The sequence below is a fragment of the Johnsonella ignava ATCC 51276 genome, assembly GCF_000235445.1.
Taxonomy (GTDB): Bacteria; Bacillota; Clostridia; order Lachnospirales; family Lachnospiraceae; genus Johnsonella; species Johnsonella ignava.
Genome location: NZ_JH378831.1, coordinates 213312 through 228698, shown reverse-complemented (window position 1 = coordinate 228698; position 15387 = coordinate 213312). Strand labels below are relative to the sequence as shown.

The 15387-nt window shown below is 31.1% G+C and carries 19 protein-coding genes; all 19 read left to right on the top strand.

All coding sequences use genetic code 11. The features are described from left to right. The first annotated feature begins 687 nt into the window (after positions 1–687). The 19 genes from HMPREF9333_RS13275 to HMPREF9333_RS05390 all read left to right on the top strand — a co-directional run bounded on the left by HMPREF9333_RS13275 (position 688) and on the right by HMPREF9333_RS05390 (position 15298). Positions 688–1380 (top strand): hypothetical protein, encoded by a 693-nt coding sequence (locus HMPREF9333_RS13275; RefSeq protein WP_005540446.1) that lies wholly within the window; start codon positions 688–690, stop codon positions 1378–1380. A 50-nt stretch (positions 1381–1430) separates the two neighbouring features. Then, positions 1431–2297, top strand: coding sequence for a hypothetical protein (locus HMPREF9333_RS13270; protein ID WP_005540445.1), 867 nt, complete (start codon positions 1431–1433; stop codon positions 2295–2297). A 324-nt stretch (positions 2298–2621) separates the two neighbouring features. Next, positions 2622–3569 (top strand): YARHG domain-containing protein, encoded by a 948-nt coding sequence (locus HMPREF9333_RS05465; RefSeq protein ID WP_242822316.1) that lies wholly within the window; start codon positions 2622–2624, stop codon positions 3567–3569. Continuing rightward, entirely contained in the window at positions 3557–3793 is a 237-nt protein-coding gene (locus HMPREF9333_RS05460; RefSeq protein ID WP_005540442.1) for a YARHG domain-containing protein, read from the top strand. Before HMPREF9333_RS05465 ends, HMPREF9333_RS05460 begins: the two co-directional genes overlap by 13 nt. Before the next feature lie 11 nt (positions 3794–3804). Continuing rightward, the gene (locus tag HMPREF9333_RS05455) at positions 3805–4794 is read left to right on the top strand and encodes a YARHG domain-containing protein (protein WP_005540440.1); all 990 of its coding nucleotides are present in this window, start codon (positions 3805–3807) and stop codon (positions 4792–4794) included. Then, positions 4781–4972: a hypothetical protein gene (locus HMPREF9333_RS12885; RefSeq protein ID WP_169311757.1), complete on the top strand. Its 192-nt coding sequence runs from the start codon at positions 4781–4783 to the stop codon at positions 4970–4972. The genes HMPREF9333_RS05455 and HMPREF9333_RS12885 overlap by 14 nt, the downstream gene beginning before the upstream one ends. Positions 4973–5035: 63 nt before the next feature. Continuing rightward, positions 5036–5692, top strand: a complete 657-nt coding sequence (locus HMPREF9333_RS05450) for a hypothetical protein (RefSeq protein ID WP_005540438.1) — start codon at positions 5036–5038, stop codon at positions 5690–5692. 294 nt (positions 5693–5986) lie between these two features. Then, entirely contained in the window at positions 5987–6694 is a 708-nt protein-coding gene (locus tag HMPREF9333_RS05445; protein ID WP_005540437.1) for a hypothetical protein, read from the top strand. 382 nt (positions 6695–7076) lie between these two features. Then, entirely contained in the window at positions 7077–7370 is a 294-nt protein-coding gene (locus HMPREF9333_RS05435; RefSeq protein ID WP_005540435.1) for a hypothetical protein, read from the top strand. Further along, positions 7367–7657, top strand: a complete 291-nt coding sequence (locus HMPREF9333_RS05430; RefSeq protein ID WP_005540433.1) for a hypothetical protein — start codon at positions 7367–7369, stop codon at positions 7655–7657. Before HMPREF9333_RS05435 ends, HMPREF9333_RS05430 begins: the two co-directional genes overlap by 4 nt. Before the next feature lie 428 nt (positions 7658–8085). Continuing rightward, positions 8086–8589 carry a hypothetical protein gene (locus HMPREF9333_RS05425; protein WP_005540431.1) on the top strand — a complete coding sequence of 168 codons (504 nt, stop codon included), beginning with the start codon at positions 8086–8088 and terminating at the stop codon, positions 8587–8589. A 615-nt stretch (positions 8590–9204) separates the two neighbouring features. Continuing rightward, complete coding sequence (locus tag HMPREF9333_RS05420; RefSeq protein ID WP_005540429.1) at positions 9205–10473, top strand: leucine-rich repeat domain-containing protein; 1269 nt, start codon at positions 9205–9207, stop codon at positions 10471–10473. 9 nt (positions 10474–10482) lie between these two features. Then, positions 10483–10773, top strand: coding sequence for a leucine-rich repeat domain-containing protein (locus HMPREF9333_RS13640; protein WP_083816588.1), 291 nt, complete (start codon positions 10483–10485; stop codon positions 10771–10773). A gap of 124 nt (positions 10774–10897) precedes the next feature. Next, entirely contained in the window at positions 10898–11476 is a 579-nt protein-coding gene (locus HMPREF9333_RS05415) for a hypothetical protein (RefSeq protein WP_005540427.1), read from the top strand. 3 nt (positions 11477–11479) lie between these two features. After that, a complete protein-coding gene (locus HMPREF9333_RS05410) occupies positions 11480–12061 on the top strand; it encodes a hypothetical protein (RefSeq protein ID WP_005540425.1) in 582 nt (193 codons plus the stop codon). Positions 12062–12525: 464 nt separating this feature from the next. After that, positions 12526–14235 carry a leucine-rich repeat domain-containing protein gene (locus tag HMPREF9333_RS05405; RefSeq protein ID WP_040882320.1) on the top strand — a complete coding sequence of 570 codons (1710 nt, stop codon included), beginning with the start codon at positions 12526–12528 and terminating at the stop codon, positions 14233–14235. A gap of 1 nt (position 14236) precedes the next feature. Then, positions 14237–14542, top strand: coding sequence for a hypothetical protein (locus HMPREF9333_RS05400; protein WP_005540421.1), 306 nt, complete (start codon positions 14237–14239; stop codon positions 14540–14542). Between the two features lie 58 nt (positions 14543–14600). Next, positions 14601–14942 carry a hypothetical protein gene (locus HMPREF9333_RS05395; protein ID WP_242822315.1) on the top strand — a complete coding sequence of 114 codons (342 nt, stop codon included), beginning with the start codon at positions 14601–14603 and terminating at the stop codon, positions 14940–14942. Positions 14943–15007: 65 nt separating this feature from the next. Further along, positions 15008–15298 carry a transposase gene (locus HMPREF9333_RS05390; RefSeq protein ID WP_005539276.1) on the top strand — a complete coding sequence of 97 codons (291 nt, stop codon included), beginning with the start codon at positions 15008–15010 and terminating at the stop codon, positions 15296–15298. The last annotated feature ends 89 nt before the right edge of the window (positions 15299–15387 follow it).

The following is a 15387-nucleotide window of genomic DNA, read 5'->3' as shown; positions in this document are numbered from 1 at the left end:
ATAAATATTTTGGCTTTGAGCAAGGTGAACTCATAGTAGTTCAAAACTTATGCTTTTCCAAAAGGAGACAAAGAAAGTCGCTTGCTATATCTCAAAGGCAATATAAAAATTTGTAAATAAAATAGGTGTAATTGTTGTTTTATTGTTATTAAGGAATGTTTCTTAGTAAGAAAGGATACTGTTGGTAACTGAAGTTAGTTCTGATAGAGAGAAACAACACAATTTATCTGTTGTTATTTTTCTATTTAGTCTATGTTCTGTACTGCCAAAAATAATCATTGGCTTTATATCTTTATGTTCCTTATTACCCGATATATTTATGTAATGAAATCTTAGAGTTTGTATTTTATAAAGAAAAAATACAGATTTAAAGAGGTGCAGGATGGCAGAGAGTATTATAAAACAAACGAATCGTACTTTGTTGATTGAAGATATTAATCCTGAAAAACTTAGATGGCAGGTCTGATAGTTGAAGGCGGATACGCAGCCGAGTAACAAAAAAATCAGTCGTTAAAAGTTTGGGCTGCAAGACATTTATTGTCATGCAGCCTATTTTTATAAAATATAAAATTGAAAAGAATTTATGAATAAAAGATTTTTACTTGATGTTTTAGGAATAATAGCAGCTATCTTGTGTGCCATTATTACCGTATATGGCAGGACATCAGGATATTGGAGAATAGAAAAATGAGAAAGATATTTATAGTAACAGTATTAATAGTATGCACAAGTGTTTTATTCTCCTGTGGTTTTATAAACAGGAAAAAAGTTATAGGACAAACTCCTGTATTTGTAAAAAGTCAATCCGAAAAGCGTGATAATAAGGCGGAAGAATTGTCTGAATCGGATCTTGAAAAACTTAAATGGCTGATACAGACTCTGCATGTATCTCATACAGGCGACTCAAATATTATAGGAAAGGGATGTGTGCTGGATACTAAGGAAAAACAGGTAGAGTTTCTTTATAGTTTAAATGAAATGGAATATGAACATATTCTTAAAGATAGTTTAGGAGAGTACGTTGTTTTTGAAAATGATAAAAAACTTATAAGCCGTGAAAATGCGGAGCTTATACTGAAAATGGCGGGAGCTTCCACGACAACAAAGACATGGCGGTATCTCTCTCAAAATTACAGCTATAATATGAAATCTGAAGATGTATTTATCCTGCCAATGTACAGAAGAGAAGGAAGTGATTACTTTATAGAATTTAGAGACTGGAAATTTAGAATGGGAGAGGATGGAAAACTTACGGTAAAATACAAAATATATAGCCCTATTTTTTGCAGGTATATAGAGTATGTAGAGGTTAGGCTTCATAAGAATGAGAAAAGCATATTCGGCGGGTATAGTGCGGACTATTTGATGGCTGTTCTTTAACCCGTGAAGTGCAATTTTTGCATGGCTAGGCGTATAGTGCGGACTATTTGATGGCTGTTCCCATAGAGCTTGAAGAAACAACTTATGAAAAGGAGGAGCTTTTCCAGGGAAATGATTGGGATGAATACAAAAAACCTCTTACTATGGGAGATTCCATAGACGATTATATTTTCAGGCTGGACGGATCTTTATATCAAATGCCTTTTCCTTTGGATGAACTCACATCAGACGGTTGGAAATATACTGAAAAGCTGAAAAAGGATGAAAAAAGAGCGGAAATCATACTTACGAAGGAGGGTAAGGAAATATACTGTATTGTATGGTATTGCCAAAGGAGAGATGATCCAAAATGGTATGTTGTAAGCCTAAAGACAGGGTTTGGAGAGGGGATTTCTGATGTTGATTTTGAACTTTTTGAAGATCATAATAGAGGAGACTATGCTTACGGATATGGAGCTCATGGAATATACGGATTTGTAGATCCCTTATATTTGGAAGCCAGAATTGGTATCTATACAGGTACAGGCAGTGATAAAACGATAAAGGGTTTTACTATGACATATGCTCATAAATATATAGACAGAATAAAACGATTAAATGAAATTGCCACAGATGTTAAGGGGGAAGTAAGCATTACAGGAAAGGGAAATATTGAACTTGAGCGGGATGTTTCCTATAAACTGACTCTGTATGATGAGCCTTTATATGTACAGGTCAAGAGTTTGTATAAAATTGGCTGGGCTAAAGATATGGACATAATATGGGTAAAGAAGGGGGAGAAAGAAGAAATTATAGGATATATAGAATACGGAAAGGACTTTACTTTATGTATCGATGAGAATAAGAAGCCTAAAATTGAGGTGATTCGCACGGAAGATGGTTTGGATGATGAACCGGAAATGTTAATTATACAATGAAGTGAAAGATGAAAAAAAATGATATTTTTTAAAGAGTCCCACAATATTACAATATTTATATGTCAGAGAGAAAGCAGATTGAGTAATTTTTTGATACAGGAAATTTTAATGGCAGAACAGCTGTAAGAAAAACGCAAATAGATTATTCTGCTAAAGGTTATAAATATTTTGACGGTTTTTGTAGTAATGGAGGTACTGATTATGGGGATATACCGGATAACCCATCAGTGAGAGGAGGAGAAAGTGAGAAATAAAAATTTATACATATTTTCTGTGATACTTTTAATAATTGGTCTTTGCTGCGGATGTAGGACAAATTTACATGTGAAGGAAGAAAAGTTTATTGATTATAATGCCGGAGTGGAAATTCTTTCGGATGAAGAGGCTATAAAGCTTGTAAAAGAAATTATAGCTTTTATGGATACAGGTATAGAAACAGGTGAGGATGTTGAAGGTTTTGACGGGGAGAGATTTGCCTATTTTAAGAACAAAGAAGATGAGAATAAATTAGAAATCTATCAAAGGAATTACATAAAAGATACTGCTTATAAATATTTAACAGGTATGTATAAAATCGTCAGGTTTAGATCAGGTATGGGAAAAGCGAAAAATGAGTTTAGCGGCGGTTATATTAGATATAGGTTAGACAGTGCAGGCAATTTTAATATTTTGTCAAAAAAGGATAAAGAGATATGTATAGAGGCGGTTTTCAATAAAGACAGCAGCCTTGGAGATGGTATGCCGGATACGGACAAGGGACAAATATTTATTACTTTATGCGATGATAATAAATGGCGAATATCTAAGATATCTCAATGGTATGATGATTTGGTATTTTATGAATTGGAAGAATATATAGATGAATTTTTCGACAGTAAGAATAATGTGAAAGAGGACTATGAAGCTTTTATTAAGGAATATGGATATGATAAAAATGGAAATAAAATACCTATGCAGATGTTAAGATATTCTCCAAAAGCTGCGATTCTATCAAGCAGCAGTTTTGATGTATTGGAGCATTTATATGATAGTTATGTATTAGATATTCTTTCTAAGCTTGCGACCTATATAGCTTGTGAAGAGATATATGCGAGGCATGGGAAAATATATCCGAAATATTCCATTGAGTATAATTATTTCAACGGATTAGATTGGTATAAAGAAAATCAGAAATTTAGTGAAGATGACTTAAGTGATATTGAAAAACATAATTTAGATATTATAAAAGCACATTTGGAAGAATTAGCAGTTTTGATGTATTGGAGCGTTTAGATGATAGTTATGTATTAGATATTCTTTCTAAGCTTGCGACCTATATAGCTTGTGAAGAGATATATGCGAGGCATGGGAAAATATATCCGAAATATTCCATAGAGTATAATTATTTCAACGGATTAGATTGGTATAAAGAAAATCAGGGATTTAGTGAAGATGACTTAAGTGATATTGAAAAACATAATTTAGATATTATAAAAGCACATTTGGAAGAATTTTAGGAGACAAGAGTATGAGATATAAATTATTGGGCGTATTTTGCATAGGTGTAATATTACTTTTTATACTTAATGCTAAAACTGTTGCCATTGAAAATAAAGACAGTAATACTGAAATGACTGATGAAAGAGCCATAGAAATTATTAGAGAAATTGCCGATTTTATGTATTTAGGAGAAAAAATCAGTCATGAGGTGTCTTGCAGAGAGTCGGACGGATATGATGATTACTATTTTAAAAATCAGGAGTATGAAGAAAAACTGTATGTGTATCATAGAGATTATATTAAGGATATGGCATATAATTATCTATGTAAATTATATAATATAAGATTTTATAGAGGAAGGCATACACAGTCGAGAGAATCCGAAAGCGAATTCAGTAACTGCATGTACTATAGAATCTATACGAAAGGAAAATTTCATATAAAGTATAGAGATAAAAAAAGTATATGCGTACAAATACAATTTATAAAAAGTGAGTTTTTAGCTGAGGATATGCCGAAAATCAGTGATGGTGAGGTGTATTTTGAACTGTGTGAAGATAATAAATGGAGGATATCTAAGGTTTTGCAATGGTATGATGACTTGGCGTACTATGATCTGGGACATGGAATGAGGCTATTTTTTGATCCAGAATATAGCCTACTGTCGGACTATGAGGAATTTATAGAAAAATACGGGTATGATTCTAAGGGTAATCGAATCAGTATGTATATCAGTACAAGTGATAATGGTGAGTTTTTTCCGGGAAGTGCTACGGAAATCATTAGTGGAACATCAAATTTAGAAAAGCTGAAAAAACTTTCAAAATTTGCGGCATGTATGGCTCGTGAAGAGATATATGCAAGACATGGAAAGATATATACCAAAAACAGTCCGGAATATAATTATTTCAGAACAAAAAGATGGTATGAGAAAAATGAAAATTTTAGTGAGAATGATTTAAGCGATATTGAAAAAGAAAATATTAAGACGATTTCTGAATATATTGACAGCTTTTAGCAGGCATATAGAAGTTGATAAAACTGATGACAAGGCTCTACTAAACTATGCTACTGTATATTCTTCACCGGAAGGAGGAAGTTGGTATTGTATGCCTGAAGTTGGAGATAGGGTAATAATAAAATTTCCTAATTTGCAAAGTTTATTTATGATTACGGAAATGGGGAAGAAAAAGTAATAACAGACTACGGAAAAATAGACTTTGGTGATTTATTTGATTAAAATACATAGGAGATTAATTTTGGATAAAAAGGGGAGAATGATAAGACTATTTATTTTTTGGGGAATAGTTACCTTAGTATGTATTATTAGTTATTCTATTTATAGATATAGAATTCACTTACAAAATATAAGATATATGCGTAATGAAGATTCTATAGAATTTTTATATGATGGACTAAGAAAATATGAATTACAGCAAGCTACAGAAGCTAAATTAGAATATATCTCTGCTGATGGAAGTATTTTTTATTTTGATAATGAAACTATGTTGGTTGATAAGTGTAATGAAGTATCTGATAAATATATAAGGGGGGAGCTAAAAGTATTAGGACAATTTAAACTGACGGAGGGAGAAAATACAGCAAGGAAGATAGAGATATTTAATGATAATATGTCTCATATAAAAATATGGAATGAACCGGAGAAAAGATATAAGACAATCTCTGAGAACGAAGGCTTGGAAGAATTTAAGGAAATAAGAAATCTGGATGAATTGTATAGATATATGTATAAGAAAAGTGAGTTCAATGTGCTGTATATTGATGAACTTAATATAATAGGGCATGATAGGACAGCACAATTTACAAAGTTTATCTATGACTACGGAAATGGAGAAGAAAAAGTAATAAAAGAATATGGGAGAATATCTTTCAGAAAATTATTTGAAGTATTGTAATGTGATGTATATATAATTGAAGATAAAAACATAGTCTATTTTAAAAATAATAGCAAGTAATATTTAAATATGGCTTATGGATAAGGTAATCTAAAATACAATATTTTAATAGGAGTAAGGTGTAAGGATGTATTGGATTATATACGGCATATTCATGCCATGAAGTTGAGCAACCGGAAGGTAGAAGTGATGGAAAAGAAAATGTTATACATCAAAGTGGAATGATAGATGTTAGAGAGTTGTTTTCCATATCATATCGAAATTATGAATATCAGAGAGGCGTAAAAGGCGGCAGTGAATACAAATAGTAAAAAGAAGTTAAGAGTAATTATTGCTGCAACATCAATATTAATGCTGCTGTTTATAGCAATAGTTGGCAGGGAGTACTTGGATGAAAAGAGAAGAGATAGAGCACTTAGATATTATGATGCAATATCAACAACAGTAATTTTGGCAGACATGTTGGTAATGGACATGGAATGCAATGACAACAAAGGAAATACATGGGTCATAAAGAGGAATAATAAAAGCTTGCTTGATATGGTTAATCAGGACATTACAGATTATATATCAGGGGATAAGCAGAGTCTTTATGAGTACAAAATTATAGAAAATGAAAATATACAGAAATATATTGAGAACTTTAATGACAATATGAAAAATATAAGAATAAGCGGAGAAAGCGGAGCCGGAATTCCTATCCCACCAAAGACTATATCAGAGGGAGAAGGAATGAAGGAGTTTCAGGAAATAAAGAATTTGGATGAATTAATAGCTTATATGCACAAGTCAACTAAAGACGGTGAATATTATTTGTATGCTCTTTCAGTAATAGGATTAGACGGTTCAGGCTTCAATGGTAGGATAACATTTGATATGGGTGATGGCACAGAAAATGTTATACATGAGAGTGGAACTATAGGAGTTAGAGAATTGTTTTCCATATCATATCGAAATTATGAATATCAGAGAGACATAAAAGGCGGCAGTGAATACAAATAGTAAAAAGAAGTTAAGAGTAATTATTGCTGTAACATCAATATTGATATTGCTGTTTATAGTAGTAGTTGGCAGGGAGTATGATGTAAATGCTAATGATAATACAAGATAATTTATAGCTTATATAATAATGAGATAAATATAGTATATGCCGCCGCCTATCTTAGATAAATGTTGGATGAGTGGGAACCTCTTGCCCCACAGGTATCATCTCCTGAACTATTGGGTTCAATTTATAATTTAGCTCATGTAAAGCGAGGTGATGGAACGTTGGGATATATATTTGGAATCGGAAATAAACCAAGATTACCACATGATGCTCCGAGACCTAGCCCTTTTGGTAATAGTGTTAAAGAAAATTACAATAGAATGGGAGAATAAAACATTGAAAAAATTTTTATATGCATTTATTTTAGGATTATGCTTTTCAGTTCTTTACAGTTATATTTTGCACCCCATACATTTAACGGTTAAATATGGTGATAAAGTAAAGGAAATACTGGAGCAAAAGTATAGTAGTGAGTCTAATGATTCATGGATACTTGTGCATGGAAAGACTAAATATGTACTTCACGGTGTAATATTAAATACAGGACAGAGTTTTTTAATAGAGGATATTGAATTTATAAAAGACAACTATGAAGATACAAAGGTAATTATAGTAGGGGGTATAAAATGAAAAAATATATATTGTTGGCAGTATTCTTTTTAGTAGGATTTTTAATATATCCTTATATAAAAGTAGAAATACTAACACATTTATACTCTAAAGAGTTTTTATACTTAGAAAAGGATAATTGTTTTTTGGCAAATTATTATTTTATAAAGGTATTTGAATATAGTGAAAATATAGCACAGATATATTATAGAGGAGGCTCAATGGATTTGGTTACTTATATAAAAAAAGACGGTAAATGGGAAAGTTATGTATGGGAAACAATATGGTCTTCAGGAAGTTGCAGATGACTTCATATGGCCATTTTATCCTTAATAATATTGATATAATATTTCAAATATAGGTATTACATAAATCTATTCATGAAATATTTATATTACACAGATAGTTGAATCTAATAAAAACTGATATTTTATGAAAGTTTATGAAAGAACACATTGATGAAAAGATTTATCCTATGATAGGTGTGTGAAAAGCTGACAGAAAAATAATACAGGCAATCTTTAAATGAATGAATACAGCACGAATGTCTGGGAAAAAGCGGCAACGGATATATTCCAAAATATTGAACTTATAGGAAAGTAAAAAAAAGAATTATTGATAAAAACATTACAAGTGTTAATGGAGGTAGTTATATATTATAAAGGAGAGTTTATGCGTAATGGATACTATCCGGGAACTTGCATAAACAATGCATGTGATGGGAGCAAATAGAACAATGAAAATTATACTGTTGACAGGAGTTGTAATTTTAATATTTTTAATAATAATCTTTAACATAAACAATAAAGGCATTTATGTTAAAGATTATTATGCAGTAGTAAATTTTGCAGAAAATAATTTTTATGAATCGGTTATTGTAAATAATGGTCCAATTAAGGAAATTAAAGATAGCAGTTATGGAGAATATGGATATGGTTTTAGAGAAGTATATACTACAGATGGAAGGAACTTTGTATTTGGAACAATGCGTGGTAATGTGGCTAGTTTGTGTAGAATAGAAGTTACCGGTACTAAATATAGGTTCGGGCGTTATAAAATAGGAGTAGGTACAAGTAAAAATACTATTGAGAAAATATATAGGAATGCTAGATATTTTGAATATGAGCCCGATGGATACTTGTCAGTTGTAGATGGTGCATTTGAAATAGATTGCTATTTTGATGAAGATGATAATGTATATAAAATAACTGTAGGAAAGCAAGATTTTATACATCATTAAGTAGCTGTATACAATAGCAACAATTGAATATATAGGTTTCATTTGGACTTTTAGCGGATCAACAGAATTTAGGAGAATACGGATTATAATAATGATTTTCTAGGACATATTAAAACATACTAAAGCTGGAAAGGACTATTATTTTGAGATTGATTGTCCAAGCAGGGAGGCATTTGATTATATGTTGATTGGAAATCAAGAGGAAGAAATGATAAAAGATGATAATACAGGCGGAATTTGGATATTAAATGATGAATTTAAAAAATGAATCCGTATGTATATCGATACTTAAAAGTAGCAAAATATTATGACAATGGTATTGGGAATCCGGTTGTAATTATGTATTTAGCGAAAGGATATAATAGTTAATTAGAGATTTTATTTCAATAAGGATTGCACAAAATAGTAACATAGTTGGTAACACTTCTAAATATTATTAGTTTAGTATCGGCTGTATGTACCAGTGCTAGATATATACAAGCATTTTTTCATATGCTGGAACCTATAAACATAGATTTTAAAGAATTGCAAGATATTAAAAATAAAATAGGAGATACTTTTAAAGAGATAGATGATAATTTTAAATAATTAATTTGTGTCAAAAGGATTATGAAAATGTTTAAAATAAAAAAAATACATAAATATATATTAATAGGATTTTTTATTATTGTTGCCGTGCTTTGGACAGTCGCAAATTTGAAGTGCAGGGTGATAATTAAGAATGATATTTTGCTGGGAATAAAAGATGGAATTATAGAAAAAAGGGCTGATATTAAAATTATAGAAATTCCCAATGGAGTAACGGCGATTAGTTTTTTTGCATTTAAAGATTGCTCCAACCTGGAAAGTGTTGAGATACCGGGTAGTGTAAGAAGCATAGGTGTATGTGCTTTTTATAACTGTGTAAAACTAAGTAGTATCAGTTTGCCGGAGCAATTAGAAACTATAGAGACCGGTGCATTTTCAAATTGTGTGCTCTTACAAGAAATAGAACTCCCTGAGGGAATAAAGAGTATTGAAGCGAATGTATTTTTGGGTTGCCATTCTTTGAAAAAGATAACTTTTTCCGATAAATTATCGGAAATTGGCGGGAGTGCCTTTGCTAATTGCGAAAATCTTAAAAGTATAGATTTGCCGAACAGTCTGGAAAGGATTGATGCTCTCGCATTCGCAGCTTGTAGTAATCTCTCAGCGGTAAAGATGCCTGAGGGAATCAGAAGTGTTGGAGAAGATGCGTTTGCAGGTACTGCTCTTATAAATAATACCAAGTCTGATGAGTACGGGTCTGTATACTTGGGAAAAGTTCTTTTATATAACAAGGGTATAAGTAAGTTTGTTAAGATTAAAGAATCAAGTAAAGTAATTGCGAATGCTGCGTTTATTAATAATTCTGTTATAGAGGAAGTGGACTTTCCTGAAGGTATATTGGAAATAGGAGATAGATGTTTTGAAAATTGTGTATCTTTGGAAAAAGTAAATATTTCAGAGGGATTGGAAAGGATAGGAAATGATACTTTCAAAAATTCAAAGTTAAAAAAAGTCAAATTACCTGAAAGTATAGTTACGATTGGATATGGAGCATTTAATAATTGTAAAGAACTTGAGTATATAAATTTACCTCACAGAATTGAAAGTATAGCGGCTTACAACTTTGAAAACACATTGTATTTGAAGAATATGAAAACAGATGAATTCGGTTGTAAGTATGCAGACAATATACTTTTGGATGTTGTAGATAATGGAGTAAAAAAAATAAAAATCAAGGATGGAACAAGAGTAATTGCAGCTGAAACTTTTGCAAATAATAAAGATATTGAGGAGATTTTCATTCCTAAAAGTGTAGAAATAATTTTATCACAAGCATTTTTTCTATGTTCCAATTAAAAAAAGGTAATTTTCGAGGACGGTATTAAAATAGAGGAAATTTATGGTTTTACATTTGTAGGTTGTAGAAAGCTGGAAAATATAGAATTACCTAAAAGCCTAAAAAGCATATATGCATATGCTTTTGGAGGATGTGCATTTAAAAGTATAAAAATACCGGAAAATGTTGAAAAACTTGATCCGCTTGCTATCAGAGAATGTTTTCTTTTAGAAGAAATTCAGCTGCCGGAAAGATTGAAGGGGGAGTACTACTGGATTGAAACTGCCGGCATAAAGACGCCTAAACTGGTATTCTACTAAAAGTAGTAAATTAATATATTTAATAAATTAAAGCTATAGGTTTTATGACATATTAAAAATATTAAAGTTAAAAACAATGATAAAAATTATTATAGTGATGTGAAAGTGAGATATATTGAATAAAATGTCAAAAAATCATATTGACGAGAAAATTATACCAATGAAATTAGAAATGGATAATAGTATTTCCATGTCCTTAGAAGACGGTTACTATATATCAGGTAAGTTGGAAACCTTTACAAAAGCTATATACTTTAATGATTCTGTATCAATATACACCCCTTCTTCCTTTATAGATATGCCGGATGAAATAAAAGAAATAAAGTATCCTACCAGTTTCAGACCTGAGATGATAAAAACAAATCTTGCAGGAGATATAAATTTCAGCTTCAGTCTTTTGGAAGAAAGTGAGAATGCAGATGTCGAGACCCTGGTAGGTGATTTTGTAAATCTTCTTTCAAAGGCACATAAGGGTATAAAGTTCTTAGATACTGCAAAACTTAATAAAGAAGGCTGTATTGAAATGCATTGTTTTGATTTTATCCTACCCGGAATAGATGAAAAAATTTATCATATAGTAGGAATGGGAAAAACCGACAGGAAAATGATACAGTTAATCTTTAATTGTAGGGAACACAGTTCAAATGCATGGAAAAAGGCGGCAACTGATATATTTCAAAATATTGAACTTATAAGAAAGTAAAAGATGAATAGAGAAAATCAAAAAATAAAGTATTTTGAAGCTTTCAGGTATCAATGGATAAGCAAAAAAATTAAAGAATACAAAATGTATTCTACAGAAAGTTTAAAAGATGAAATCAGGATACTTTTGGCAGATATTATAGAAAACAAAAGTGAAATAAAAGAAACTAAACTTGCTTATATTGTACTGTTTTTTCTTGATACAAGCCTTTATACGAAATCTTATAAATATATGCTATATGCAGCGGATGAAAGTCTATATATAAATAAACCACTAAACATAAGATATTGGGTACCTGATTTTGTGAAAAAGGATGCGAGTATTATTAGGGAAAAGCTTGTACAAAATAAAACAAAGATACCTGATTTAAGTGAAGCGGAAATAGAGGAAGGAATAAGGTTTGTTCTAAAAGGATATGAAGGTATTATTGCAGTACTTTGGAAAAAGGCGGTAGAAAAAGTGCTTTGTAATGATATTTTTAAAAATAAGGACATAAGGGAAATCCCTTATATTCTTGTCGGAGAGTATATGGGAGAATTAAGAAAAGTAGAAATTCAAGAGAGAAACAGAAAAATAGAGAGTTAGGTAATTACAGTTTTATAGTTCAAAACATTGTAAGCGTTAATGGAGGTTAAATGTTTATGGTAAGCTTTACAATAAAGGGGTCATGTATAACAAATAAAACGACAGCAGAAATATTGAAAATGACGGTGATAAAAAAATTGAAGATAAGAAATATTATTTTTTAGATGGACTTTATAATGATGAATTTGGTATAAAGATTACTTTTGATAATAATGATTTAGTAAATGGTTTTGAAATGTCCTATGCACCGGATAATATTGACAGAATTGAGAGAATTAATATGTTAAGTACCGACCAACCCGGTAAAGAAATAAGATTGGAACCGGATATTAAATATGAAAAACTGGAGAGAGGAAAAAATATATATTACAAGACACAGGTAGAAAGGGATTGTCAGTTGTACAAATTTTAAATGGTATTATACAAATGTTTCTAGGTGAATAATACACAGAAGGAGTAAACCGGTGAAATTATTAAAGAAAAAATGTTTAATAAGAAGATTAATTATTGTTTCAATTGTTATAATAACTTGTGTTTTTACATTTCAACATTACATAAGAAATATGTTGTTTGAACATATGGTTATATATAATAATACTGTAAAAGGAATACAAAAAGGCATAATAAATAGAGGTGATAATTCCAAAATATTAATTATTCCGGAAGGAGTTAAAAGTATAGGTGATTATGCTTTTGCAGGTAATACACATATTGAAGAGGTGGTTTTACCTGATTCAATTGTTAATATAGGAAATTATGCTTTTGCAGATTGTACCGGATTGAAGAAAATTAATTTTCCACAAGGGCTAAAGAAAATAGGTTTCTTTTCGTTTGAAGGTTGTGCAGGTTTAGAGGATATAGTATTTCCTGATTCTTTGGAACATTTGACTTGGGGAAGTTTTGCAAACTGTTTCAACCTAAAAAAAGTAAACTTTTCGGATTCCAAAACATATATAGGCTTAAGGATTTTTGAAAATTGTATTTCGTTAAATGATGTTCAATTATCAGAAAATTTGACAAAAATCGAATACAGGGCTTTTTATAATTGTATAAGTCTTGAAAAGATTTGTATACCTTTCAATACACGAAATGTAGAAAGTGAAGCTTTCATGGGTTGTAAAAATTTGAAAGAAGTTGTCTTGAATAGAGAAGATATTTTGTTGGGCTCAGATGCTTTTGAAAATACTTTGTGGTTATCCGAACTTCCAATAGATGCCGGGTATAAATATTTTTCGAACATTTTAATGGGATATGAAGGAAATGAGAAGAAGGTAATAGTTAGAGATGGAATTAAAAGTATAGCAAGTGGAGTTTTTACTAATTCTTCCGAACTTGAGGAAGTAATTCTTCCTGATAGCTTAACGGTTATAGGGGGTGCCAACTTTAGTTATTGTCAAAAACTGTCATATATAGATATACCGGAGAATGTGGAGTTAATGGGAAATAGTGTATTTGCAGCCTGCGATTCACTTGAAAAGATAGTATTGCCAAGTAAAATAAAGTCGATACAGTCATATAGCTTTTATCAATGCAAAAATTTAAAGGAAGTGGTATTAGGCTCCGGTTTAGAAAATATTTGGGATAATTCATTTGCAGAATGTGAAAATTTAAGTTCAATTAATTTAACTGATAAAACAAGGTACATAGGAGAGAAAGCCTTTGAAGGCTGTAAAAAATTGGTTGACATAGGTGATTCTTCCGGTGTAAGTTTTGTCGGCTATAAGGCATTAAATGAAACCCCTTGGTATAACAGTCAAGAAGAAGTGGACGGATGCAAATATGTAGGAAAGGTACTTGTAGAATGTTTAGACAAAACAAAGGCTGATATACAGCTTAAAGAGGGGACAACTATGATATCGGAAGCCGCCTTAGAGGGTACAAGAATTTATAATTTGGATTTTTTACAAGGGATTAAAATAATTGGAGATAGGGCATTTGAGAATTGTAATAACTTAGTATTCGCAAATATTCCTGTCGGAGTGGAATATTTGGGAAATGATATATTTTCATCTTGTAAAAATCTTAGAGAAATTTATTTGCCGGAAAGTGTGAAATTTGTTTCAACAGAGGTTTTTGGACGAGGAATATTTGATCATTATAGAAATATATCACTTCCAAATCATTTGGATGGAATGTTTGTTTATTATGGGAAGGCTAGAATAAAGTTTTATTAATATGCTTGCAACTATACCTGATTTCAGTGAAACGGAAATAGAGGAAGGAATAAGATTTGTTCTAAAAGGATATGAAGATATTATTGCAGTACTCTGGAAAAAGGCGGTAGAAAAAGTGCTTTGTAATGATATTTTTAAAAATAAGGACATAATTATAGCGAAGTTATTGAAGGAGAAGGACTTTGAGGTGGTGCAGGAGTGGAAATTACATTATATAAACAGCTGTCAGAAGGTTGGGTATATGGGGAAGCTCCAATTAATTGGCATAATCCGAGATTATCATATCCTTTTGACTCTGGATCATTGATAGCAGATTCTAATAATTTCAGTCAAAGCAGTGTTTGACATATGGAGGTTAAATGTTTATGGTAAGCTTTATAGTAAAGGGGTCATGTATAACAAATAAAACTACAGCAGAAATATTGAAAATGTTTGATAAATTATCTTTCATGAAATTATTAAAAGATAAAAAATTTCAAATAATACTACAAGGTAAAAAAAGTGGATTTAAGCATATAGGATTGTGTTATGTGAAAGGTAGCATAGAAGAACAAGATAATGGCTGTAAGATAGAATATACAATATTTCCGGAGTTAATATGCGCAGTTATGTTTATAATCTACATTTCCGTTTGTGTATACAAATTATACTTGGATGCAATGAGCGGATTTAGTGGCTCTTTAAGCTGTGGAGCAGTGGAGTGGTAGCATTTAAGTAGAGTTGGTAAACTCACCAAATCTATGGTATTATTAAAAACACAGAGGTGATCAAAATGCAATACGACAAAACTTTTAAAGAAGAGGCTGTTAAGCTATCCGATGAAATTGGTCTTAATGCCGCTGCTAACCAACTCGGTATTCCTTATTACACCCTTTCGGGCTGGCGTAATAAACGTAAAAAATATCAGGAAACCGCATATGTTGGAAGCGGTAACAAACGTTTATCTAATGATGCCAAGGATCAAAAGATATGCGAGCTTGAAAAAGAGGTTTTAGAACTTCAACGGTCTAATGACATTCTTAAAGAGGCTCTCGGTTTTTTCGCCGTAAGCCGGAAGAAATAAGGGCTCATTACCGTTATCAGTTCATTTTATGACAAGCACAATGAACTTTGGACTGTAAAGCTTATGTGCGAAACTCTTCATGTAAGCAT